The organism is Microbulbifer sp. MKSA007 (genome assembly GCA_032615215.1).
Taxonomy (GTDB): Bacteria; Pseudomonadota; Gammaproteobacteria; order Pseudomonadales; family Cellvibrionaceae; genus Microbulbifer.
The window spans coordinates 3863574-3886127 of the sequence record CP128433.1 but is presented as its reverse complement, the minus strand read 5'-3'; the positions used below and the strand labels follow the sequence as shown (position 1 = coordinate 3886127).

The 22554-nt window shown below is 51.4% G+C and carries 21 protein-coding genes and 1 pseudogene; 6 read left to right on the top strand and 16 right to left on the bottom strand.

What is annotated here, in order from left to right; all coding sequences use genetic code 11:
• Positions 1-13: 13 nt before the first annotated feature.
• The 3 genes from QT397_20160 to QT397_20150 all read right to left on the bottom strand — a co-directional run bounded on the left by QT397_20160 (position 14) and on the right by QT397_20150 (position 2871).
• On the bottom strand, positions 14-691 hold the full coding sequence (locus QT397_20160) for an SRPBCC family protein (protein WNZ55162.1): 678 nt from the start codon (positions 689-691) through the stop codon (positions 14-16).
• An 88-nt stretch (positions 692-779) separates the two neighbouring features.
• Positions 780-2156 (bottom strand): ATP-binding protein, encoded by a 1377-nt coding sequence (locus tag QT397_20155; GenBank protein WNZ55161.1) that lies wholly within the window; start codon positions 2154-2156, stop codon positions 780-782.
• A 10-nt stretch (positions 2157-2166) separates the two neighbouring features.
• Positions 2167-2871 (bottom strand): response regulator transcription factor, encoded by a 705-nt coding sequence (locus QT397_20150; GenBank protein ID WNZ55160.1) that lies wholly within the window; start codon positions 2869-2871, stop codon positions 2167-2169.
• A gap of 168 nt (positions 2872-3039) precedes the next feature.
• Here QT397_20150 and QT397_20145 point away from each other — a divergent pair, with 168 nt between their 5' ends.
• The 5 genes from QT397_20145 to QT397_20125 all read left to right on the top strand — a co-directional run bounded on the left by QT397_20145 (position 3040) and on the right by QT397_20125 (position 5371).
• The gene (locus QT397_20145) at positions 3040-3504 is read left to right on the top strand and encodes a Spy/CpxP family protein refolding chaperone (GenBank protein ID WNZ55159.1); all 465 of its coding nucleotides are present in this window, start codon (positions 3040-3042) and stop codon (positions 3502-3504) included.
• A 221-nt stretch (positions 3505-3725) separates the two neighbouring features.
• Positions 3726-4268 carry a flavodoxin gene (locus tag QT397_20140; GenBank protein ID WNZ55158.1) on the top strand — a complete coding sequence of 181 codons (543 nt, stop codon included), beginning with the start codon at positions 3726-3728 and terminating at the stop codon, positions 4266-4268.
• A gap of 6 nt (positions 4269-4274) precedes the next feature.
• Positions 4275-4448 carry a hypothetical protein gene (locus tag QT397_20135; protein WNZ55157.1) on the top strand — a complete coding sequence of 58 codons (174 nt, stop codon included), beginning with the start codon at positions 4275-4277 and terminating at the stop codon, positions 4446-4448.
• 42 nt (positions 4449-4490) lie between these two features.
• A complete protein-coding gene (locus QT397_20130) occupies positions 4491-4643 on the top strand; it encodes a hypothetical protein (protein ID WNZ55156.1) in 153 nt (50 codons plus the stop codon).
• 266 nt (positions 4644-4909) lie between these two features.
• The gene (locus QT397_20125) at positions 4910-5371 is read left to right on the top strand and encodes a Spy/CpxP family protein refolding chaperone (GenBank protein WNZ55155.1); all 462 of its coding nucleotides are present in this window, start codon (positions 4910-4912) and stop codon (positions 5369-5371) included.
• 80 nt (positions 5372-5451) lie between these two features.
• Here the strand turns inward: QT397_20125 and QT397_20120 are convergent, their stop codons facing one another.
• The 6 genes from QT397_20120 to QT397_20095 form a co-directional block, all read right to left on the bottom strand.
• Positions 5452-5688 carry a prolyl oligopeptidase family serine peptidase gene (locus QT397_20120; GenBank protein WNZ55154.1) on the bottom strand — a complete coding sequence of 79 codons (237 nt, stop codon included), beginning with the start codon at positions 5686-5688 and terminating at the stop codon, positions 5452-5454.
• Positions 5673-7406 (bottom strand): prolyl oligopeptidase family serine peptidase, encoded by a 1734-nt coding sequence (locus QT397_20115; GenBank protein WNZ55153.1) that lies wholly within the window; start codon positions 7404-7406, stop codon positions 5673-5675. The genes QT397_20120 and QT397_20115 overlap by 16 nt, the downstream gene beginning before the upstream one ends.
• Positions 7407-7532: 126 nt before the next feature.
• Positions 7533-9587: a S9 family peptidase gene (locus QT397_20110; GenBank protein ID WNZ55152.1), complete on the bottom strand. Its 2055-nt coding sequence runs from the start codon at positions 9585-9587 to the stop codon at positions 7533-7535.
• 166 nt (positions 9588-9753) lie between these two features.
• Positions 9754-11829 carry a S9 family peptidase gene (locus QT397_20105; GenBank protein ID WNZ55151.1) on the bottom strand — a complete coding sequence of 692 codons (2076 nt, stop codon included), beginning with the start codon at positions 11827-11829 and terminating at the stop codon, positions 9754-9756.
• A gap of 461 nt (positions 11830-12290) precedes the next feature.
• Entirely contained in the window at positions 12291-12833 is a 543-nt protein-coding gene (locus QT397_20100) for an NmrA family NAD(P)-binding protein (protein ID WNZ55150.1), read from the bottom strand.
• Positions 12834-13178: 345 nt separating this feature from the next.
• The gene (locus QT397_20095; protein ID WNZ55149.1) at positions 13179-13997 is read right to left on the bottom strand and encodes a cupin domain-containing protein; all 819 of its coding nucleotides are present in this window, start codon (positions 13995-13997) and stop codon (positions 13179-13181) included.
• A 70-nt stretch (positions 13998-14067) separates the two neighbouring features.
• Here QT397_20095 and QT397_20090 point away from each other — a divergent pair, with 70 nt between their 5' ends.
• A complete protein-coding gene (locus QT397_20090; protein WNZ55148.1) occupies positions 14068-14211 on the top strand; it encodes a hypothetical protein in 144 nt (47 codons plus the stop codon).
• A gap of 70 nt (positions 14212-14281) precedes the next feature.
• Here the strand turns inward: QT397_20090 and dapE are convergent.
• From dapE to map, 7 genes and pseudogenes are all read right to left on the bottom strand, one after another.
• Positions 14282-15414 (bottom strand): annotated as a pseudogene (gene dapE, locus QT397_20085) (succinyl-diaminopimelate desuccinylase).
• 94 nt (positions 15415-15508) lie between these two features.
• Positions 15509-16540, bottom strand: coding sequence for a 2,3,4,5-tetrahydropyridine-2,6-dicarboxylate N-succinyltransferase (dapD, locus tag QT397_20080; GenBank protein WNZ55147.1), 1032 nt, complete (start codon positions 16538-16540; stop codon positions 15509-15511).
• Between the two features lie 21 nt (positions 16541-16561).
• The gene (locus QT397_20075) at positions 16562-16906 is read right to left on the bottom strand and encodes an ArsC family reductase (GenBank protein ID WNZ55146.1); all 345 of its coding nucleotides are present in this window, start codon (positions 16904-16906) and stop codon (positions 16562-16564) included.
• Between the two features lie 2 nt (positions 16907-16908).
• Entirely contained in the window at positions 16909-17577 is a 669-nt protein-coding gene (gene nth, locus QT397_20070; GenBank protein ID WNZ55145.1) for an endonuclease III, read from the bottom strand.
• 74 nt (positions 17578-17651) lie between these two features.
• Positions 17652-18824, bottom strand: coding sequence for a succinyldiaminopimelate transaminase (gene dapC, locus QT397_20065; GenBank protein ID WNZ55144.1), 1173 nt, complete (start codon positions 18822-18824; stop codon positions 17652-17654).
• Between the two features lie 31 nt (positions 18825-18855).
• Positions 18856-21561, bottom strand: a complete 2706-nt coding sequence (locus tag QT397_20060) for a [protein-PII] uridylyltransferase (GenBank protein ID WNZ58571.1) — start codon at positions 21559-21561, stop codon at positions 18856-18858.
• A 122-nt stretch (positions 21562-21683) separates the two neighbouring features.
• Entirely contained in the window at positions 21684-22454 is a 771-nt protein-coding gene (map, locus tag QT397_20055; protein WNZ55143.1) for a type I methionyl aminopeptidase, read from the bottom strand.
• Positions 22455-22554 lie beyond the last annotated feature (100 nt).

Below are 22554 nucleotides of genomic sequence, written 5' to 3'. Positions count from 1 at the left end.
TAATTGCTGAGTGTTACTGCTGGTTTTCCTGTGTTTCTCCTGCTTCCTCTTCATTCTGGTCTCGCAGTTCACTGGGGACACCCTGAGGGCCATCACCCATTGCATCATCTACATCGGATGGAATATCTGAAACTGAATCGGTGGAGGTTCCGTCGGAGGTGCTATTTTCCGGTGCTGTTTCAACCAGGTTTTTAAGTTTTTCCAACCCTTGTTCATAAGACTCTCCCACCATTTTTTTCACTGCAAGGCCCATCCAGCGTTCTCTGGGACCACCGCCGGTATCGCTGTGGAAGTTCCAGGTAAGAAGGGTGCCGCCATCCTTTGGTTCCAGCTGGAATTCTGCCGTGGCCTGGCTGCCATCACCAAAATCCAGCTTGGTGGCGACTACAGAATCTCGCTTGCTGGCGAAGATAGTTTGACTACCGCTTCCGGCTTTGGAGTTTTCGCCGCGCCAACTCATTTTGGCGCCGACGCCTTCCTGGGGACCGCTGTACTCATAGAGTACCGAGGGGTCGATATGGCGCCATGGGGACCACTCGTTGAATTTGTGGAAATTATTAACGTAGGGGAAAACCACTTGTGGTGGTTTGTTGATAAATACGCTGCGATGAACAGTGACTTCGCGTGGGAATAAGTATCCCGCGAGCACGAGAATTACCAGGGCAATAAGAATATAAATAATCCAGCGCATAGCGGGTTCCTTTGCTATTTGCGGGTGCAAGGAAGCAACCGCCAGAAAACTCTGGCGGTAGAGATGCTTATATTAGCTGCTGCGATGCTTAATCGTCGGCAATATGTAGCAGGGGGAGCTTAATCTCAACACACAGGCCCGCATCCCGGCTGTTTTTGGCGCTGATGCTTCCCTGGTGATGCAGGATGGTGCGCTGGGCGATAGCGAGTCCCAGTCCAAAGCCACCACTTTCCCGGGTGCGTGCACTATCTGTGCGATAGAAGGGGCGGAAAATAGCCTCCAATTCCTCATCTGCCACGCCGGAACCTGAGTCAATGACTGAGATGGTGCAGGAATCTGAGGATTCTTTAATCGACACCTTGACCCGGCCGTGCTCGGGGCTGTACTTGATTGCGTTGCGCAGGATGTTCTCCAGGGCAGCGGTCAGGGAGCTGCCCCGGGTTGCGACAAGGAGCTCTTCCCCTTCGGAGCGAATTTCAAAGGATAGCTCTTTGTCAGCAGCTTCGCTGTGGAGGTCTTCCGTCAGGGCGCTTATCAGGGCATTCACTTCCACTACGTCATCCAGGGGGCGCTGTTCCTGGCTGCTAATAGGAAGTGATAGCACGTCGGCAATAATATCTTCCAGGTAGTCCGCTGCCTTGCCGATTTTATCCAGTTCTGTGTCGAGCCCGTTTATTTGCTTTTGGCGGGCGATGGCCAGTGCCACTTGCAGGCGCGCTAGTGGCGAGCGCAGTTCGTGGGAGACATCCTTGATCAGGCGGCGCTGCTCGGACATCGATTCTTGAAGCTGGGCGGTCATGGAGTCGAAGTCCAGGGCCAGGTCAGTCAGTTCATCATTTCGAGACTTTAGGGACGGGGTCACGCGGTAGTCCAGTTCGCCGGCAGCGACGCGCTTGGTGGCGGCGCTCAGCTGTTCCAGTGGGCGGCTCAGGTAGCGGGCCAGCCAGTAGCAGGCTAGACCCGAGGCAATCATGGAGAGCAGCAACATCGGCCAGAAATTGCGCCACAGGAAGCGCAGCAATAGGCCTTCCTTGCTATCCCCAGCAACGACGACGATACGCAAGGGGTCTCCGGTGCGCAGCGGCAGGAAGAAGCCTACAGTGGGCTTGTTATTTACCAGTTTGTGAGCTTCGCGATTGCGGTAATCAAGACTGTCGATCAACGAGCCCATATTTGATGGCACTTCGCGACCGAGGATGTCGTTGCCTTGTTGATCAACCGCATAAACCCGCCGTTTGACTTTTTTGGGGGCTTTCTCGAGCCAGTGCTGGAATTGTTCGGGACCGTGACGGCGGGCGATTCGCATATTTCGCATGACCTCGCGAAAAAGGGCGGGGCCCTCCCAGCGTTCCTCTTGTCGGGGATCGCCGAATTCACCGAAGTGGGTAATGTAAATGGCGGCTACAACCATCACCATGGCGGTGATCCAGGCCCCAAAGAACATTTTCCAGAAGAGACTGCGCATCGTGGAAAACCTACTGCTTGCTCTGGGTGAGCATGTATCCGGAACCTCGGATATTGATAATTAGGTCGCGGCTGGCACCTTTATCCGCGAGCTTCTTGCGAATGTTACTGACATGGACATCAATGGAGCGGTCGTAGGGCATCAGCTTACGGCCAAGGGCACTTTCAGTGAGAACCTCTTTGCCAACCACTTCGCCGGCATGCTGAACCAGTACCTTGAGCACGGCGAACTCTGCGCCAGTCAGAGCCAAAGCCTGATCGTTCCAATAACCCTGATGCTCTGCAGGCAGTAGTCGAATCTGGCCGCTGCTAAGAGTGTCGTCGCTCTCTTCAGCTTCGACTCGGCCGCGGCGGAGTACTGCGCGCAGTCGGGCCGCCAATTCCCTGGGATTGCAGGGTTTGGGCAGGTAGTCGTCGGCACCCATTTCCAGGCCGACGATACGATCCACAGTGTCCCCCTTTGCAGTAAGCATCAAAACCGGTAGGGAGCGGCTTGCTGCTGACGCCTCCTCCCTAAGTTTACGCAGTACTTCAAAGCCATTGTGAACGGGCAGCATGACGTCCAGAACCAGAGCGTCAAAGCTCTCGTTCTGGGCGAGCTCTAGTCCCCGGCCACCATCATTGGCTGCGGTTACCTGAAAACCCTCTCCGGTAAGGTACTCCCTTAGCAAGTCGGTGAGTTCGGTGTCATCGTCGATTAAAAGGATGCGGCTCATGGCGTTCTCTCAGTTTCTGTGTGGCCATTATATGCAAAGCGCTGGCGCTGGTTACCGCCGGCGATAGGGCTTTTTACCGTTCTTAACAAATGTTTACCGGTGTTTTCCCCCGTTTACACAAGCTGGGCTTACTATGTAGTCACTGAACGCGAACATGAGGACGTAGGAATGAAACACTGGAAACAAGCAATGGGAAGCTTGGCCTTGGTAGGTGTTCTGGTTGCCCCTGCGGCACTTGCTTTCGGCGGTGGTGAAGGTGGTCAGGGGCGTGGATTTGAATATATGGTCCGCCAGCTTGAGTTGACCGAAGGCCAGCAGGCACAGTTAAAGGCCAACCGGGAGAGCAACCGCGAGGCGAGAATGGCACAGCGCGAGCAAATGATCGAGCTGCGCAAGGAATTAAATGCGGCGATTGAGTCGGGCGCTGACCAGGCGACACTGGATCAATTGGGCGAAGAGCTAGGCAAGCTAAAGCTTCAGGAGATGCAGAACCGCAACGAAATGAAAGAACAGTTTAAGGCCATTCTGACTGATGAGCAGAAGGCCAAGCTAGAGCAGCTAAAGAGTGAGCGCAAAGCGCGCCAAATGAAACGGCGCGATGAAAGCTCTGCAAGCCAGGATTCAGAGTCCTAGGCCCCCCAACCAAAGACTCCTTGTGCGATCCGCTGGGTGCACCCTTCCCCAAGGCCCAGCAGGTTCATAACCCTTAGCCCCCGCTGCCCCGGGGGCATTTTTCTTTATTCCTGCCGAAACCTGATCAGATAGGTAACTTGCTGAGCCCGGTTATTGCTGGGAGAATACGCCGCCTTGTAATTTAGTATGTAGCGGCCCGGATTGGGCGGAGAGGGTTGACTGTGAGTAAAATCGGCTTGTTCTATGGCAGTGATGAGGGTAATACCGAGTCTGTAGCTTTGCGCATCCGCGCCCGCCTTGGCGAAGACAATGTAGACCTGTTTGATATTGCCGATGTCACCCAGTTGGATATTGCTAATTATCAGTATCTTATCTTTGGAATCCCTACCTGGGACTTTGGTCAGATTCAATCTGACTGGGAAGAGTTCTGGGAGGATGTGCAGGAAATCGATTTTAGCGGAAAGACCGTCGCTTTATTTGGCCTGGGAGACCAATTTGGGTACGGCGACTATTTCCTGGATGCGATGGGCATGCTCCACGATGTTATTGTGGAAAAAGGAGCCACTATAGTCGGTCACTGGTCCACTGAAGGCTACGAGTATGAAGCCTCAAAAGCTGAAGTCGAAGGTGGAGCAAAGTTTGTCGGCCTGGCTATTGATGAAGACCAGCAGGAAGAGATGACCACAGAGCGGCTGAATCGCTGGTGTCTGCAAATAGCTGAAGAGCTTGCGCTTGATAGTGATGTTCTTGAGTTGGATGACTGATTCGTTATGAAAAGCTCTCTGTTGTTCAGCGAGTTTTGGCCCTGGCTGGCAGAGCATACAAATTGCATCGTCAGGGCCGGAAGTAGTGATTCGGTAGTATACGATGATGATGACTACCACTGGCGCTTCACCGCTGAAGATGCCCGTACCAAGTTGGTTCAGGTAATGCGCGGTAAATGACCCGTCGCCGAGCTGTTTATTGAGCCTGAACATATAGCCGCTGTGCGTATTTCTCCCGGGGAGCGGGGAGAGTACAACTTTGACCTGGTAGCAGAAGTCCAGGGGCGCGAGCAGGTTGTTTATTACTTTGTTCTGACTCACTCACTGGAAGATGTGGATACGAAACAAAATCCCTCCTCAGCCGCTCTCCATTAAAAACATTTCGATGTTGTGGAAGTTATACTGGTCAGCCCTTTGTAACTTCCGGATTAAATTTCTAATTTAAATTCTACCCCTCTCTTTTATTTCCCTTCACAACCATTAATTTGAAAATTTTTTTACAGTCGGTGCATTTTGTAAGCTGTATTTATTATAAAAAGCGCTTGTTGTGAGCTCTTAACAAAGGTTTACCACAGTTATCCCCCGTTTACACGGCGCCCACTTACTATGTACTTACTGAATGCAAACGAGAGGGTTGAACGATGAAAAACTGGAAAACTGTAGTAGGTAGTTTGGCTTTGGCTGGCGTTGTAGCAGTACCAGCCGTTGGCATGGCATGTGATGGTAAAGGACGTATGGAAGGTCGCGGCCATGGACCAGAAAAAATTGCTAAAGAGCTGGACCTGACGGAAGCTCAAAAGGATCAACTGAAGGAGCTTCGCAAGTCCAACCGTGAAGGAAAAATAGCTAAGCGCGAAGAAATGCACAAAGCGTATGAAGAGTTGCGTGAAGCAATTCGTTCCGGTGCCGATCAGCAAACACTGGCAAGCCTGGGGGCGGAGATTGGCAAACTGGAAGTCGCTAAAATGCAGAGCCGCAACCAGATGCGTACTCAATTTGAGTCTGTATTAACAGATGAGCAGCTCGCCAAGCTGGAAACCCTGAAGGCTGAAAAAAAGGATCGTCATATGAAGAAGTGGAAGGCGTATCGCGATCATGGTTGAGTGAGAGTCTTTTTAGGTGATCGCGAAATAGAGAACATGTAGCCCCTGGTTGATTGGGGCTACATTATCAGTTTAATACTCTACCCTCTGCTGGGCTGTTTTTCGGCCGCTCCAACACCTATATGCTCGTCTAAAAACTCAAGAAGTTCTGTATAGAGTTTCATATTATTTTCTTCTGTGTAGAACCCGTGGCCTTCTCTTTTCACAAATAAAGTTTTAACAGGCTTGTTCATTTTTTTGAACTCTTTCACCATGGCTTTTGCGTGTTCAAAGGGAGCCCTTTGGTCTTCTTCACCATGAATCAAAAATATCGGCAAATTAAGCTTTTCCAAGCTGTAAAGGGGGAGTTTTCATTGAGGAAATTTTTATCCCTGCTGAGTTCTCGGTTTAAGTAAGCAATTCCGCGATCCCTCTGCTTGATATCCCCTTTTGTATACATCATTTCTAAGTTATATATACCAACATAACCTGCCGCACACTTGTAGAGACTGGGGTGGCGAATTGGATTCATAAGTGCCGAGTAGCCACCGAAGCTTGCACCATAGATACATATACGCTCAGGATCAGCGTAACCTTTTTCTATCGCCCACATTACTGAATCGGCAATATCCTGTTGAATCTTATTGCCCCATTCCTTCTCTCCAGCGGTATAGAACCCTCCACCGTATCCCGTTGAGCCTCGAAAATTCATTTGCAGAACCAAGTAACCGTTCATAGACAATATTTGAGCGGTTTGGTTGTAATTCCAATAATCACGAGAGTGCGGCCCGCCGTGAGGAATTACGACCATTGGCAGTCTTTCTTTTCTCTTCTTGGGGAATGTTAAGTAGGTGCCAATGCGAAGCTTGTCGTCAGTTATAAATGAATCTGCAACCATTGGATTGAGTGCTTGTGGGTCTAGCCACTCTGATGAGGAAATTAGGAAGTCAACTTTTTTGGTTTTAGTATTAACTAAGAAATAATCTCCAGGAAGCCTGTCGCCATATACTCTTAATACCCCTAAGGAACCGTCAGTTGTAAAGCTTGTAAATAGAAGGTTGTATCCATCAAAGGCCTTTTTTAGGCCGCGGAAATATGCAGAAAATCCATCGCCATCATCAAAGAAATATTCCTCAGGGTAGTCTGGGTGGAGATACACTCCAAGTGGTCTTAAATCTTTGGGGTTATAAATGATGCCTTCGATATCTGAAATTTCATGCTGGAATACAGACTTGAATTCCATTGACTTGGTATCTAATTTAATAAGTTGTTCAGTGTTGTCACTGTGATATATCGATAGGTAGAACTCATTGGTTGTTGAGTCTGAACCAACAGGGGTGCCATTTTTTAATACAGGTTGGTCTACTAACTTCCAACCATTATCAGTCATTTGATAAAGCTGCTGATAACCTTCTTCATGTGTGCCAGTGGCAAATACTATATTACCTGCATTATCTGTGTGAACAACCCCGTCAACCTCTGGAAGTCGAGCTACTTTTTTCTTGATACCACTGTAGATATCTAGCTCTAAAATCTCTCCAATAGCTTCTTGGTTTTGAGCCCATGGGCGTGTGGATATCAGTATCTTTTTATCTTTATGGATTAGAGGATCTACCAAGTCAGCGTGTGCATATGTGGCTTTAGCTTTTTTAAAGCGAGTGCCAGTTTGCATTTCACCACTTGAGTGACCAAAAATATTTTTGGCTTTCGTATTGTCGTAATTGACTGCATAAAGCGAACCATAAGTGACAGGAGTTTCCAGTGAGGTTTGTCTGGACACTATCTCAGCAACAACCCGCTCATGGTTGGCCCAGAAAAAATCTCCTACCTCTTCCTCACCGCGAAAACGTAAAAGACCTGTAACTTTCCTTGTTTCCAAAGACATGAAAATAAGCACTCTCTCACCTTCGTGGAGTTTTCGTATTGCTATATGTGTACCTGTTGGTGAGATTTTAACTTCTTCTATATCAGCATGACGTATTAAGTCATTTAAGGGAATTTGACTAGAGAGGACTAAGGTGGGCCAGAGAAATAGTAGAAATATTAGTTTGCGCATGATCTCGTCCATGTCTGTTGCTTAAGAGATTATGCGGTACAAATGACACTAGTAACAAGATTACTCAGTGGGCTCAAAGAGCCCACTGAAAATAAAGTGTCAAAATATAACAAATTGAATGGTTATTTATCTTGCTACAAGGTCTTCGCTTTCTTGGTTGGGATTATGTTTATCAAACCAATATAAAATCGATGCAACTTTTGCCACTAGCTGGCTTGGCCTGGCAGCGATACTGTGGGATGCCCCCGGAATGCGAACCATGGCAGCATCAACGTCATTAAGTTTTAGTGCTTGATAAAACTGCTCTGTTTCCGACATCGGTGTGCGGTAGTCCTCTTCCCCGGTTAAGAGCATAGTGGGAGTGGTAACGTTTCCGACATAGGTGAGCGGTGAGCGACGCCGGTATTCCTCAGGTTTCTCCCAGGGCATCCCTGAGAACCAATAGCTGGTAAAGAATCTGGAATAATCGGCAGTTAAGACAAAGCTTTCCCAGTTGATGACAGGCTTGGCGACAACAGCGGCCCTAAAACGGTCAGTTTTACCAATGATCCAGGCTGTCAACGTGCCTCCGCCGCTGCCACCAGTAACAAATAACTGCTCTTCATCAATATAACCTTGAGAAATTACAGCGTCGACGCCAGAGATCAGGTCGTCGTAATCCTGGCTCGGGTAGTTATGGTGAATTAAGTTGGCAAATTCATGGCCGTAGCTGGTGGAGCCGCGGGGGTTAGTGTACAGAACAACGTACCCAGCAGCGGCAAATAACTGGACTTCGGCGGCAAATCTGGGGCCGTAATTAGAGAAGGGGCCACCGTGAATTTCCAATAGAAGGGGATATTTCTTCTCGGGATCGAAATTGGGTGGGTAAGCGACCCAGCCCTGAACATCTCGGCCATCAAAGCTCGATTTGTAGTTGATCTCCTCAATATTTGCCATCTCGCGCAGTGGCATCAGGTCGCCATTGAGCTCGGTGAGTGCCTGGGTTTTGCCGTTGCGCGCTAGAGCCAGTTCGGCGGGATTTTGAGGGGTTGTTTGTGTGTAGGCGATGTCCCCGCGTTTGGAGACTGCAAAATTGGCACCGGAGTATGGGCGTCCCAGCGAAAGGCCTCCAGCGTCGCTGGCCATTAGGGTTTCGCTGGAACCAATTTTCTTGATGGCAATTTTGGTGGAGCCGTGATCGTCGTAGCTATAGGCAATTCGCTTGCTATCGCCCAGCCAGTGGAAGTTGGAGATGCTGCGATCCTTGGCAGTTTTTATTTTACGGGACTTCCCGCTATTGAGATCCAGGACGCGCAGAGTATGTTGTTGGTATCCGAGCTTTTGATCCTCAAAGCCTAAATAGGCCAGCTTCGTACCATCTGGAGACATCTGCGGGTGATGGTCGGGACCATAACGTTCGGTAATTTGCTCGATACTGCCGTTTTGTAGGCTCACCTTGTAAATTTCCGAGTTCATCAGCTCGATTTCGTGATCGGGATGACGATTGGCTGAGAAGTAAATTGCATCGTTATTTTTACTCCAGGCGAGACTGCTGTGATGATCGTACTCGCCTTCGGTAAGCTGGCGAGGGGTACCGCCCTCTCGAGGGATCACAAAAACCTGTACATGCCCCTGCTTTAAATAGCCCATGCCATCTGAACGATAAATACTGCTGTCGATAAACTGTGGTGGCTTAGCCCACTCTGCGCCTTCCGGGGCACTGGGGAGCTGTACTGGCAGAGGTTTGCTTTCCGGTACGAACATAGTGAAAGCTATTTGCTTACCATCCCGTGACCACTGGATATTGGAGGGGGATTTTGGCAGGTGAGTAATCTGCAGATTCTGGCCATTATCTAACCACAGCAGGTGGATCTGCGGGCTGCCACTGCGGGTGCTGATAAAAGCGATGGTCTTCCCGTCTGGAGATAGCTGTGGGGAGTAATCGGAGTAGTCTCCAGAGGTCAGAGGGCGGTGATCTTTGCCATCGGTACCGATACGCCAAAGGTTCGCGCGCTTGCCGTCTTTCATTTTGTTCATTGAGTTGCGGACGTAATAAATACTTTTCCCGTCACTGCTGAACTGAGGGCTACTCGCGTATTCGAGGTTAAATACATCCTCGTAACTAAAATTGGGTAGTTGGTTATCAGCGAGCGCAGGGCTGGCGATAAACATCGCTGCGACAATTTTTATTAGCCGGTTCATGATCTTTAGGCTCCTCCTTCTTGTTTCCTAGAGGATACCTGAGGAAGGGGGGACAAAGGGAGTGATCCGTTGACTGGTGTGCTCGACGGGATAATCCGTGATGGAGCAACAGGGTGGCTGACCTGCTACTCCGTTATTTGGCCGAATATACCTGTAAAATTTTGAATTAGTTGGTTGCCAAATCCTCGCTTTCATTTTCTCTATCGGGTTTGTGTTGATCAAACCAGTAGAGGGTCGAAGCTACTTTAGAGATTCTCTTGCTGGGTCTATCGGAAAAGTTATGGGATGTGTTTGGAAGGCGCACCATAGCTGCCTCTACATCATTTAACTTTAGTGCTTGGTAAAACTGCTCGGTCTCAGATATCGGGGTGCGATAATCGTTTTCTCCAGTCAATAGCATGGTCGGTGTAGTGACATTGCCAATATATGTGAGTGGAGAGCGGCGTCGATACTCCCCGGGGGCCTCCCAAGGCATCCCGGAAAACCAGTAGCGAGTAAATATTTTGGAGTAATCGGCGGTTAGAACAAAGCTCTCCCAATTGATTACCGGTGCGACAACTACCGCAGCCCTGAATCGTTCAGTTTTACCAATAATCCAGGCCGTCAGTGTGCCGCCGGCACTCCCACCTGTGACAAATAATTGATCCTCATCGATATAGCCTTGGGCGATAACTGCATCGACACCTGCCATTAGGTCATCGTAATCCTGGCTAGGGAAGTTGTGATGGATCAGGTTGGCAAACTCATTGCCGTAGCTGGTAGAGCCACGAGGGTTAGTGTAGAGCACGACATAGCCTGCGGCGGCAAATAGTTGCATTTCGGCAGAAAAGCGCGGGCCGTAGTTAGATAGTGGGCCACCGTGAATCTCAAGTAACAGGGGGTATTTATTTTGGGGGTCGAAATTTGGGGGGTAGGCGATCCAGCCCTGGATATTGCGACCATCGAAGCTGGATTTATAGTTGATCTCTTCCACATGGGCCATATTGCGTAGAGGTATCAAATCACTGTTGATCGCCGTGAGAATTTTTATCTTACCGCCACGAGAAATTGCAAGTTCTGCGGGAATTTGAGGTGTGGTTCGGGTATAAACTACGTTTCCAAGTTTGGAGACAGCAAAATCTGAAAAACTATAGGGCGCGCCTAGTGTCAGTCCACCAGCGTCATCCGCTATCAAGGTTTCCTTTCCGCCAATTTTCTTAATGGCAATTTTGGTTGAGCCATGATCGTCATAGCTGTAAGCAATACGCTTACTGTCAGCGAGCCACTGAAAATCGGAAACGCTACGATCGCTGGCAGTTTTTATTAGCTGGTTTTTTCCACTAGCGAGGTCGATCACTCGCAAAGTGTTTTGGTGGTAGGAAAACCGCTGATCTTCATAGCCTAAATATGCCAGCTTTCTTCCGTCGGGTGAGATTTGAGGTTGAAAATCGGGGCCAAATCTCTCGGTTACTTGCTCAATATTTCCATCGTTGATATTTACCTTGTAAATTTCTGAATCCAGCAGTTCAATTTCATGATTTGGGTGGCGATTTGCTGAAAAGTAAATGGCCTTATTATTTTTGCCCCAGCTGAGCTGGCTGTTGTGCTCGTAGTCCCCACTGGTGAGCTGACGGGGAGTGCCTCCTTCACGGGAAATCATGAAAACCTGTGAATTACCCTGCTCTAAGTATCCCTGGCCCTCAATGCGATACAAGCTCTTGTCGATAAACTTAGGTGTTTCCTCCCACTCGCCCCCTTCTGGTGGTGTGGGAAGCTCCACTGGCAGCGGTTTGTTCTCGGGCACGAACATGGTGAAGGCTATATGCTGACCATCGTGGGACCACTGGATATTTGATGGGGCTTTGGGTAGATGGGAAATTTGCTCACTTTTACCATTGTCTAGCCACAACAAATGTATCTGGGGCTTTCCACTCCTGTCGCTGATAAAGGCAATGGTTTTTCCATCTGGAGATAGATGTGGCGAGTGATCGTGAAAATCTCCCGAGGTTAGGGGGCGATGATCTTTGCCATCATCGCTGATATACCAGAGGTTTGCCCTTGTGGTATCTGCCATTTTGTTCAGGGAGTTGCGCACGTAATAAATATTTTTATCGTTAGTGCCAAACTGTGGGTCGCTGGCGTACTCCAGGTCGAAAATATCCTCGTAGCTAAAATTGGGTGAATGTTCATTTGTATTTGCGTGGGTGGAAAATGCCGGGCTTGCAATAACTGCCGCAGCAATAAACTTTATAAACCTATCCATGGCCCGTGAGCTCCTTTTTATTGTTAGATACAGCATACCGAAGGGGTGTCAACAGAGGGGATAAATACGCTGAAGTGTAGTATTGAAGGGATAGTCAGTTTATTTGGCGGATAAACCTTTTGGAGTTTTACTTTCTCAAAAGGAAAGCCGGGGCAGATCAAAATTAAACTTGGTGCTTTCGTCTTTTTTGAGCCTGTAAAATAAGCCAGATTAATCGAAATAGTAGCTATGTTAATACTTTCCGATAAATATCTTTGAGAGTATCAAACTGGTCGATCCCAACCATTTCGTCACACTGTGTGAATAGTAGTTTTCGGGTTCTAATTCGGTAACCACAATTCTGGTGGGCACGGTTCTAATGGGACCTGGGTGTGTATTGGGCTAACGGAACAAGGGGTGACCTACCACTACGATAATAGCGGCTGTATTGAAAAGGAGGTGAGCTACGGTACTTGGTGGCTTTAGGTTTCACTCTGCCATGTGTTGGCCGTTTCCTCTACGAAACTTCGATAGCTTCGCGGACCCTGTGGTAAAAGTGCGGCCTGAGCCTCGAGATCTTCCTGATTGACTGGATGGCCGTTTGTTTTGAACCAGCGATGCATGATCAGAAGATCGAAATTCAGCCATGGAGGCACCATGGTTTCGATGCTGTTGGCAAAGTCTTCCGGCGTTAGGTCAGGGTAGATGACGGCGCGACCAAGTGCTATGGACCAGAGTGCAGCGGTTTCATTGCCGTTAGGGGCATCCAAACTCGACAAAAGAAATACTTCGTTCTTCGCCCTTATGTCTAAGAGTGCTGACGCTGCTGCGAGCGCAACATCACGGGTATCGATGCGTGCAACCGGGTGGGCCCCCAACGGCGTTGCATAAGCTCCTGCAGTGATCACATCCTTCTGAACAAGATCATTCTGAGCGAAGTAGGTGGGCCGTAGTATCGTGTGCGCGATCCCACTTGCTCGCAGCGCTGTTTCAATGGCGAATTTTCCACCCGCATGGGGAATCATCGGTGCGCGAACTGCAAGATCGCTCGATAGATAAACGATGTGCCTGGGGGTGATTCAGCGGCGATCGCCAGTGTGGAGAGGCCTTGATGAGTCTCCTTGGGACTATTTGCGATGAGAAGAAAGACACTCTCAACTCCCTTAAATGCGGACCTCAGGGTGGAAGGATCGTCCATATCGGCAATGACTGTATCAATATCATCGGGGAGACTTGCGGCATAGGCAGTCGATCGTGTGGCGACCCGGATCTTTGCTCCACTCGCATATAAGATCGGAATGAGGGCCCGGCCGACGTTTCCTGAGCCGCCAAAGATGAGGACAGTCATCGATGTGATCCATTGATGATGCTCAGGGCCAGACTGCGCAAAAGAATGCGCGAAAAGGTTTGTCGGCGTGCCACCCTACCGGGGCATTCAATGGTGCGAAGAAGCTGTCGCCGGCGTGGAAGGCCTCCTCGCCGTTTGACGTTGTGACCCGTACCGACCCCTCCAGCATACATATCAGCTCGCTCCGACTGAAATCTGTGATATCGCAACGACAAGGGCCGGATATTAATGTGCCGACCTGGATCCTGCCATCACCAGACTCGTATGCCAGATGCCGGGCTTGGTGTGGCTCTAGAGTGCTGAGACTGGTCTCTTTGCAGTCGTCTTCTGAAATGTTTGGAAGCGGGCGCACGACTCTCAGCTTAGACGGATCAGTCTCTGCAGGATACTCATCATTGAATAAATTGATAAAGTACTTGCGGTAGTATACCGGCATGTCCCATGCGCAATTAAGGCCTTGCGGGAGGAAAAACGGCTCTCCAGCAGAGATAACTTCTTTGTGTCCTGTTTCGTCGATAATGCCGACGTGGCCCTCGATCAGAAGCATGAACTCAAAGAGTGGATAGGGATTGAGCCCTGTGCTGCTTCCGCCAGAGCAATCCCAGGTCCCAGTGCAGAGGCCGTTGCGCTCAAAGGCTTTATACCCTCGCTGGATAGGTGTCGGGCCGGTAAGAAAAGAGGGAGGGATGACAGCCCAGGACTCAAGGCCTTCGCCACTTGGGTTGTGCGGGTCCAACTTGATTACGCTTTTCATGGCGTCTTTCTCGAGGGCTCGAGTTGGTGGCAGGAGCCGCGCGACTCGAGAATCAGTGAGCGGTTGGTGGTCGTCGGCGCGATTCACTAAGTATCTCTGCCGCAACTCATTTAGTAGTCTAATCCAACTTGGCGATAGATGTTGCTCTCGATAAATTGTGTCGGCCCGAGCCACCCTGCACGGTCTGGAGCAATGGGATGTTGTATTGGCAGAGTTGGCAAATACGCTGAATAGTAATATTCAAGAGGTAGCCAGTTTTTGGCAAGATAAACCTACTGGAGTTTTACTGCCCCAGCCATGAAAGCCGGGGCCTCTCAAAAGAATACTTTGAGCTTTCGCCCTTATGAGCCTCTAGGTTGAGTCGGATTAATTTAAGTGAGTAACTCTTTTAAGACTTCCCGATAAATATCTTTAAGGATATCCAAGTGGTCGGCCTCAACCCTTTCGTCCACTTTATGGATAGTGGCATTTACTGGTCCCAGTTCTACGACCTGGGCTCCGGTAGGGGCAATAAAGCGGCCATCGGAAGTGCCACCGGCGGTCGATAGCTCCGTTTTTTCCCCAGTGATGGTGAGAATTGCCTGCTGAGTTGCCTGAACCAGTGGGCCTGCGGCAGTGAGAAAAGGCAATCCGGATAATTTAAAATTCGCCTCGTACTTGAGGTTATGCTTATCCAGGATTGCGCGGGCCCGAGTCTCAAGGTCTTCGGCGGTTAATTCAGTGGAAAAACGCCAGTTGCAGAGTAAATCCACTTCGCCGGGAATAACATTGGTTGCGCCGGTGCCGCCATTGATATTGGAAACCTGGAAGCTGGTTGCGGGGAAGAATTTGTTCCCCTGGTCCCACTCTTCGGCAGCGAGTTCAGCGAGAGCAGGGGCCAGGGTATGAATCGGATTCTCGGCTAAGTGAGGGTAGGCTACATGGCCTTGGGTGCCGAGAACTTTTAGTTCCAGGCCGAGTGAGCCTCTGCGCCCATTTTTGATGATATCGCCAACCCGTTCACTACTGGATGGCTCGCCGACGATACAGCAGTCAATCTTTTCTCCCTGTTCCTCTAGCCACTCGACAACCTTAACGGTGCCGTTTATTGCGGGGCCCTCCTCGTCGCTGGTGATCAGAAATGCTATGCGACCACTGTGGTCTGGGTGTGCCGCAACGAACTCCTCACAGGCAACCACCATGGCTGCCAGGGAACCCTTCATGTCCGCCGCACCGCGGCCATATAGAAAACCGTCACGAATTTCAGGTTCGAACGGGGGGAGCTCCAGTTTTCTTCTGGGCCTGTGGGTACGACATCGGTGTGCCCGGCAAAGGCGAGTAGGGAGCCTTCACTAGAGCCATCGCGTACTGCCCAAAAATTATCGGTGTCACCTCTGCGCAATTTTGTTACCTGGAATCCTATTTTTTCCAGGCGCTGGATCATAAGGTCCATACACCCCGCATCTTCGGGGGTGACAGAGCGGCGGCAAATCAGGTCGAAAGCGAGTTGGAGGGTGGGAGTCACTTGGGCTTTCCTTGTATAGGGAGATGGGCCGCAAAGAAGCGGCTAGAGGGGTGGGGTGCATCGGTGCAGAACTGAAGTTCCGCACCGTGCAATTTTAATTGCTGTGTAGAGCTTCATTGAGCTCGATAGCACTCTTGTTGGTGAGACATTCCACTGCACCATTAGTGGAGTTGCGGCGGAATAGTAAATCGGATTTTCCGGCCAGATCTCTGGCCTTGATGTGCTCTACCAGCTTGCCGCTGTCATCCAGCAGGGCGATTTTGGTTCCAGCGGTAATGTAGAGCCCTGCCTCGACAGTGCAGCGGTCGCCAAGGGGAATGCCGATGCCGGCATTAGCGCCGAGCAGGCAGTTATCGCCTACCGAGATAACGATATTTCCGCCGCCGGAAAGCGTGCCCATGGTGGAGCTGCTGCCACCGAGATCGGAACCTGCGCCGACAAATACCCCGGCGGAAATACGGCCTTCAATCATGCCGGGCCCTTCGGTGCCAGCATTAAAGTTAACAAAGCCCTCGTGCATGATTGTGGTGCCTTCCCCAAGGTATGCGCCCAGGCGCACTCGAGCGGTGTGTGCGATACGAACCCCAGCCGGTACTACGTAGTTGGTCATTTTGGGGAATTTATCAACGCAGGAGACATCCAGGTACTCGCCTTTGAGTCTTGCATCCAGTTGTCGCTGCGGTAATTCCTCGAGATCGATGGCCCCCTGGTTGGTCCAAGCGACATTAACCAGCTTGCCAAAAATACCATTGAGTTTGGTCTCGTGGGGTTTTACCAGACGGTGGGAGAGAAGATGTAGCTTTAGGTAGGCCTCGGGCACTGACTGCGGGGCTTCGTCAGTAGCCAAAATAACTACTGCGAGTGGTCTTTGGGAATTGGCGAATTGCTGCAGGATTTCCGCCTGGTCAGCGGCGCCTGCACTGTGGAGAGCATCGGCTAATTTCTGTAGCTGGGTGGAGTCCAGAGGCAGGCTGTGATTTCCCTCTGCCACGCCCAGAGTTTCAGTAACTGCGTTAGCGATTTCTGCGCTGGGTTTAAACAGGGGTTTGGGGTAGTAAACTTCGAGCCAGTCGCCCTTGCTGTTACAAGTGCCGACACCAAAACCGATGCTGTAAATATTGCTCATGGTGGTTATCTCCTAATTCGACTAGCTTTGCAGTTGTTCGAAGGTCGCCTCTTTAAAACCGAAAAGGGTTTCCTTTGAGGTGGTGGTGACCGGGCGTTTGATTAAGGTAGGGGTCGCACTGGCCAGATCTAAGGCGAGTGCATTGTCCATTTTGTTTTTCTGTTCATCGCTCAGTTCACGCCAGCTCGTTGAGCGGCGATTCAGGACCTCCTGCCAGCCAAATTTATCCAGCCATGCTTGTAGGGGAACATCTTCCATGCCGTCTACGCGAAAATCGTGAAAGCGATAATCGACTCCATTTTTCTCCAGCCATTTGCGGGCTTTTTTTACGGTGTCACAGTTTTTAATGCCGTACAGAGTAATCACGGTTACGCCTTTTTGGTTTTCTTGGGGTTTTTACGGTTGGGGTAGCAGGTTGTGCAGATTTCACAGACGGTGCCGTCGCAGCCTCGCGCAGAGCAGAACTCGCGACCGTAGAAAATAATCTGCAGGTGCAATTTATTCCACTTGTCTCTTGGGAACAGCCGCTTCAGGTCTTTTTCCGTCTGGGTGACATTTTTGCCATTCGTCAGGCCCCAGCGCTGGGCCAATCTGTGAATGTGAGTATCGACGGGAAACGCCGGGTGCCCAAAAGCCTGTGACATAACCACGCTCGCCGTCTTGTGTCCGACCCCGGGCAGGGTCTCCAGTGCGGCCATATTCTCGGGCACTTCGCCGTGGTATTCGTTGATCAGGATCTGCGAGAGCTTGCTGATGGCTTTGGATTTTTGCGGTGAGAGGCCACAGGGGCGAATGACTTTCTGGATCTCCTCTACTGGGACCTGCGCCATATCCCTGGGGTTGTCTGCCAGCTGCCAGAGCGCAGGGGTTATCTGGTTGACACGCTCATCGGTGCATTGCGCGGATAGGAGTACCGCAACCAACAGGGTATAGGAGTCTTTGTGATCGAGAGGAACGGGAGTTTCCGGGTAGAGTTCCTCCAGGCGCTGCAAAATATAAGTAACGCGCTCTTGCTTGAGTAGATTTTTTACTGCCATTGTTAAGATATGCCTGGGCGTGGAGTTCCTGTATGTGCTCGAGTTGTCAGTTGTTCTTGAAAAGTGAGTTGGCCTTACCTGCAAAATGCCTTTATACGGTGCGCTGCGTCGATGCACTCTTGCAGTGTCGCTACCAGTGCCAGACGCACATACTCGCGACCGGGGTTCAAGCCGATGCTATCGCGGGCGAGAAATGCACCGGGAAGTACCGTGATATTTTGCGCCTCGTAGAGTTCCTTGGCAAAACGCTCACCATCCCCGACCTTGGGCCATAGGTAAAAGCTTGCCTGTGGCTGTTGTACCTCTAGGCAGCCGTCGAGAATTTCGAGAACTGAAGAAAACTTTTCACTGTAAAGCGCGCGATTCTGGCGGACGTGTTCCTCATCCTGCCAGGCTGCGATCGAAGCATATTGATTGGGCAGCGGCATGGCGCAGCCGTGGTAAGTTCGATAGAGCAAAAACTTTTGCAGCAGATCGGCATCACCGGCGACGAAGCCCGAGCGAAGCCCGGGTAAGTTCGAGCGCTTTGATAGGCTGTGGAATACTACACAGCGGCGAAAGTCTGTTCGCCCCATTTCCTCGCAGGCCTGTAATAATCCTACCGGCGGTGATGACTCGTCAAAATACAGCTCCGAATAACATTCATCGGAGGCGATGGTGAAATCGTAGCGGTCTGCCTTCTCTATCAGCTGTTTAAAATCTTCAGCTTCGAGAAGAGCGCCGGTGGGGTTGCCGGGAGAGCAGAGGTAAAGCAATTCGCATTGCTGCCAAACCGATTCCGGCACCGAGGTGAAATCTGGTTTGAATTGGTTTTCTGCTACACAGTTAATAAAGTGCGGCTGCGCCCCGGCGAGAAGGGCCGCGCCCTCATAGATCTGGTAGAAGGGATTGGGCATCAGGACTTTGCTGCCTGCGGAAACGGTCGCCTGGGCGAATGCAAAAAGTGCTTCCCGGGTCCCGTTGACCGGCAGCACCTGGCTATCTGTGCTCACATTGGATAGCTGAAAACGCTGGCTCAGCCAATTGGCGATCGCCTGCCGCAGGGGCTCTATTCCCTTGGTCAGTGGGTAGGCGGCAAGCTTGTCCAGGTGTCGAACAAGCTCTGCACTGACAAACTCCGGTGGCGCATGCTTGGGCTCACCGATGGATAGTGCAATATGCGGTTTGTCCGCCGCTTGGAGGCCCTCTTTCAGGGCTTGCAGCTTGGTAAATGGATAGGGCTGCAGCTGTTCCAGATTTGGGTTCATGGTCGTGAGCGGGCCTCGGGCGTTTTTTCGGTTAGGCGTCTTGGTTGTTCAGTTCCAGGCAAATGGCTTTTTCCAGTGCGCCGTTGGCCTCGATGTCGGTAAGTGGTGATCCCTCGGCGTCGGTAATGTGAAAAATATCTTCGACTCGTTCGCCGAGTGTCGAAATTTTTGCATTGTGCAGGCGCAGATCGTGGGAAATAAAAATACGCGCGATGCGGGCCAGCAAGCCGGGTCTGTCGGCACTGGTAATTTCCAGGGTGCTGTAATGATCGCCGGGCTCAGTGGAGAGATGAGCCTGGCTCTTCAATTCAAACATTTTAAGGCGGCGGGGCGTACGTCGCTGAATGATCTTTGAGTAGTCCTCAACCAGGGCCAACTCCTGCTGTAGAGTGTCGCGAATCTGCGCTAGGCGCTGGGGTTCGTCCAGTAGCGGTTGGCCCGCTTCATCCAGCACGTAAAAAGTATCCAGCGTATAACCAGAGGCAGAATTGTACAGGCGCGCATCGTGAACGTTCAGGTTGAGCATATCCAGCCCGGTAACCGCTGCGGCAAATACGTTGGCTCTATCAGGCGTGTAGACAAAAACCTGGGTAGCGCCATCGTGCTCGCCGGGCCCCGAGTTTCGCGTTAAAACCAGGGTGTCTTTTTGGCTGGTGTCGGGGCTGCTGTGCAGTTCGTGGATGGCTGAAGTGTGCCAGGTGATATTGTCAGCGGTCTCGCGAACAAAATAGTCATCCCCCATTTGTGCCCAGATATTTTCCACCGAAGCTTGCGGAAGTCCCATAGCGTCCAGTTTTTCCATTGCCTGGCAGCGGGTTTCCTCGATGATTTCTTCCCGGTCGATGGGGTTTTCCAGGCCTCGGCGCAGGGCGTGCCGGGTGGCCTGGTAGAGCTGGCGCATCAAACTGGCCCGCCAGCTGTTCCAGAGCTCCGGGTTGGTGGCATTGATATCTGCGACAGTGAGGGCGTACAGGTAGTCCAGGTGTTCGCGGTCACCCATCTCGCGGGCGAATGCGTGCACGACTTCGGGATCACTGATGTCCTGCTTCTGAGAAACCTGGCTCATCAATAGATGCTTTTCTACAAGCCAGCAAACCAGACGCCGGTCGCGGGCGGGCAGGTGGTGGCGCTGGCAGAATTCCGCTGCATCCACAACGCCCAGTTTGGAGTGGTCGCCACCGCGCCCTTTGGCGATATCGTGGTAGAGGCCGGCGATATACAGCAGTTCCGGTTGGCGCATGCGCTCGAGAATGTCCGCTGCAATCGGGAATTTTTCCCGCGCCTCGGGGCTCCGGAAGCTGCGCATATTGCGCACAACTTGCAAGGTGTGGGCATCCACGGTGTAGATATGGAATAAGTCGTGCTGCATTTGCCCGGTTACCTGCCCAAATTCTGGTAGGTATCGCCCGAGAATGCGGTAGCGGGTCATTCGGGATAGCTGTGTCGACAAGCCCCGGGGTGAGCGAAGCAGCTGCATAAACAACTGGGTATTTTTCGGATCTGCGCGGAACTGGTCGTCGATCAGGTGTCGGTGCTCGCGAATCAGGCGGATGGTGGAGGCACGTACCCCACTAATATCCGGGTTGTTGGCCATCAGCACGAAGATCTCGAGCAGGGCCGAGGGCTCCTGGTTAAATACCTGGGGGTGGGTAACCTCAATATTGCCGTCGCGCAGCTGGAATCGCTCATTTAGCGGAATGACCAGCTGGCTGCCTTTGCGCTGAAGGATGGCTTCGCCGAGATATTGGAGAAGTACATCGTTCAATTCCTGCAGTGCCATCACGATGCGGTAGTAGTTGTGCATAAACTGCTCAACGGCGAGCTGGGTGTCGCTATCTACATAACCGAATTGCTTCGCCAGTTCTCTTTGGTAGTCAAACAATAGTCGCTCTTCCGCGCGGCCGGCGAGCAGGTGCAAGCCGTAGCGCACACGCCAGAGGAAGGTTTCCCCGGACTGTAATATGGCGAACTCTTCCTCGGTAAAAAATGCCTTTCCCTGCAGTTGCTTCAGGGTGCGCACCTGGAAAAAATATTTGGCAACCCAGGCAATTGTCTGGATATCCCGCAGGCCCCCGGGAGAGTTCTTAATATTGGGCTCGAGAATATATTCAGCAGCCTGCTGATTGCTGTGCCGCTTTTTCTGTTCGGCGAGCTTGGCCTTGAAGAATTCTTCGGTGGGCCAGAGCCTTTTGTGTTCCATTTGTGCAGTTAGTTGCTCGCCAACAGTGCTGTCGCCGACAACTGTGCGAGATTCGGTGAGGTTGGTGGCCACGGTGATGTCCTTCGCGGCCAACTCCAGGCACTCCTCGATGTTTCGTACAGAGTGGCCGATATCCAAGCCCAGGTCCCATAAAAAGGCTACCAGGCGCTCTATGTTGTCGATGGTATCCGGGGTTGGGTGATCGCTGGAGAGGATGAGTAAATCGATATCGGAGTGGGGGTGCAGCTCTCCGCGCCCGTATCCGCCCACAGCGAGAAGCCCGATACCGTCTCTCCACTCGAACTGGTGCCAGGCGTAATGCAGAAGGCAGTCCACAAACAGGGCGCGCTCGTGTACCAGTGTGACAACGTCCTCTCCTTCGCGAAAGCGCTCTGCCATTTGCCGTTCGGCTGCGCCGACAGCATCTTTGAATATCTCCAGAGTGGGTTTGTCACCGAAGCTTAAATCCCTGCGAAAACGAGACTGATCAAAGAAAAACAGGGGGCGTTCAAAGTAGGGAGGGCTGACTGGCTGCATGGGAAGTCCGTTTTGCTCTTGGGCTGCCGCAGGTGGGGGCGGCTTGGGTTCGGTTTGCGGAGATTCGCTACTGTGGTGCCGCGAGTATTGCAATTATTCCTCGCGGCACTGTCAGTACGGCTTTAGAAGTTCTCCTCGCTACGTGCTGTGAGTACTTCTACCCCGTCGCTAGTCACTGCCATGGTGTGTTCCCATTGGGCGGAGAGACGGCGGTCCTTGGTTACCGCAGTCCAGCCATCTCCCAGCACGCGCGTGGCCGCTTTGCCTGCGTTAATCATGGGTTCAATGGTGAAGGTCATGCCCTCTTTGAGCACTTCACCAGTTCCCGGCTGACCGTAGTGAAGAATTTGTGGGTCTTCATGGAAGACGTCGCCGATGCCGTGTCCGCAGAAGTCGCGTACCACTGAGTAATAGTTTTTCTCAGCGTGCTGCTGGATGACGTGGCCAATATCGCCGAGGGTAGTGCCGGGGCGGACAATTTCGATGGCCTTGTACATGCACTCCTGGGTGATTTGTACCAGGCGTTCAGCGTGGGCGGCGGGCTTGCCGGCAAAGAACATCTTGCTGGTGTCACCGTACCAGCCATCTTTGATAACGGTCACATCGATATTAATGATGTCGCCCTTCTTGAGAATTTTGCTCTCGGAGGGGATACCGTGACACACCACTTCGTTGACGGAAGTGCATATAGATTTTGGGAAGCCGCGATAACCGAGGCAGGCCGGGATCGCTTTCTGTACCTTCACGATGTGTTCGTGGCAGCGTCGATCCAGTTCTTCGGTAGTGACTCCTGGAACGACATACTCGCCAATCATTTCCAGCACCTCTGCGGCGAGGCGGCCTGCGGTGCGCATCTTGGCGATTTGTTCTGGGGTCTTAATGGCTGAGGTCATGCGTATCCTTTGTTTCTGGGTTGGGGCGGGTAGCGCCCAAGAGGCGGGCTATTGTAGCGGATTGCTGGCTGTAGGACACATTTTGCCGCTATTGGCGCAA

Coding starts and splice junctions, on each gene's coding strand:
- QT397_20160 (WNZ55162.1), bottom strand. CDS start 691: ATGCGCTGGATTATTTATATTCTTATTGCCCTGGTAATTCTCGTGCTC.
- QT397_20155 (WNZ55161.1), bottom strand. CDS start 2,156: ATGCGCAGTCTCTTCTGGAAAATGTTCTTTGGGGCCTGGATCACCGCC.
- QT397_20150 (WNZ55160.1), bottom strand. CDS start 2,871: ATGAGCCGCATCCTTTTAATCGACGATGACACCGAACTCACCGACTTG.
- QT397_20145 (WNZ55159.1), top strand. CDS start 3,040: ATGAAACACTGGAAACAAGCAATGGGAAGCTTGGCCTTGGTAGGTGTT.
- QT397_20135 (WNZ55157.1), top strand. CDS start 4,275: ATGAAAAGCTCTCTGTTGTTCAGCGAGTTTTGGCCCTGGCTGGCAGAG.
- QT397_20125 (WNZ55155.1), top strand. CDS start 4,910: ATGAAAAACTGGAAAACTGTAGTAGGTAGTTTGGCTTTGGCTGGCGTT.
- QT397_20115 (WNZ55153.1), bottom strand. CDS start 7,406: ATGCGCAAACTAATATTTCTACTATTTCTCTGGCCCACCTTAGTCCTC.
- QT397_20110 (WNZ55152.1), bottom strand. CDS start 9,587: ATGAACCGGCTAATAAAAATTGTCGCAGCGATGTTTATCGCCAGCCCT.
- QT397_20105 (WNZ55151.1), bottom strand. CDS start 11,829: ATGGATAGGTTTATAAAGTTTATTGCTGCGGCAGTTATTGCAAGCCCG.
- QT397_20100 (WNZ55150.1), bottom strand. CDS start 12,833: ATGATTCCCCATGCGGGTGGAAAATTCGCCATTGAAACAGCGCTGCGA.
- dapD (WNZ55147.1), bottom strand. CDS start 16,540: ATGAGCAATATTTACAGCATCGGTTTTGGTGTCGGCACTTGTAACAGC.
- nth (WNZ55145.1), bottom strand. CDS start 17,577: ATGGCAGTAAAAAATCTACTCAAGCAAGAGCGCGTTACTTATATTTTG.
- dapC (WNZ55144.1), bottom strand. CDS start 18,824: ATGAACCCAAATCTGGAACAGCTGCAGCCCTATCCATTTACCAAGCTG.
- QT397_20060 (WNZ58571.1), bottom strand. CDS start 21,561: ATGCAGCCAGTCAGCCCTCCCTACTTTGAACGCCCCCTGTTTTTCTTT.
- map (WNZ55143.1), bottom strand. CDS start 22,454: ATGACCTCAGCCATTAAGACCCCAGAACAAATCGCCAAGATGCGCACC.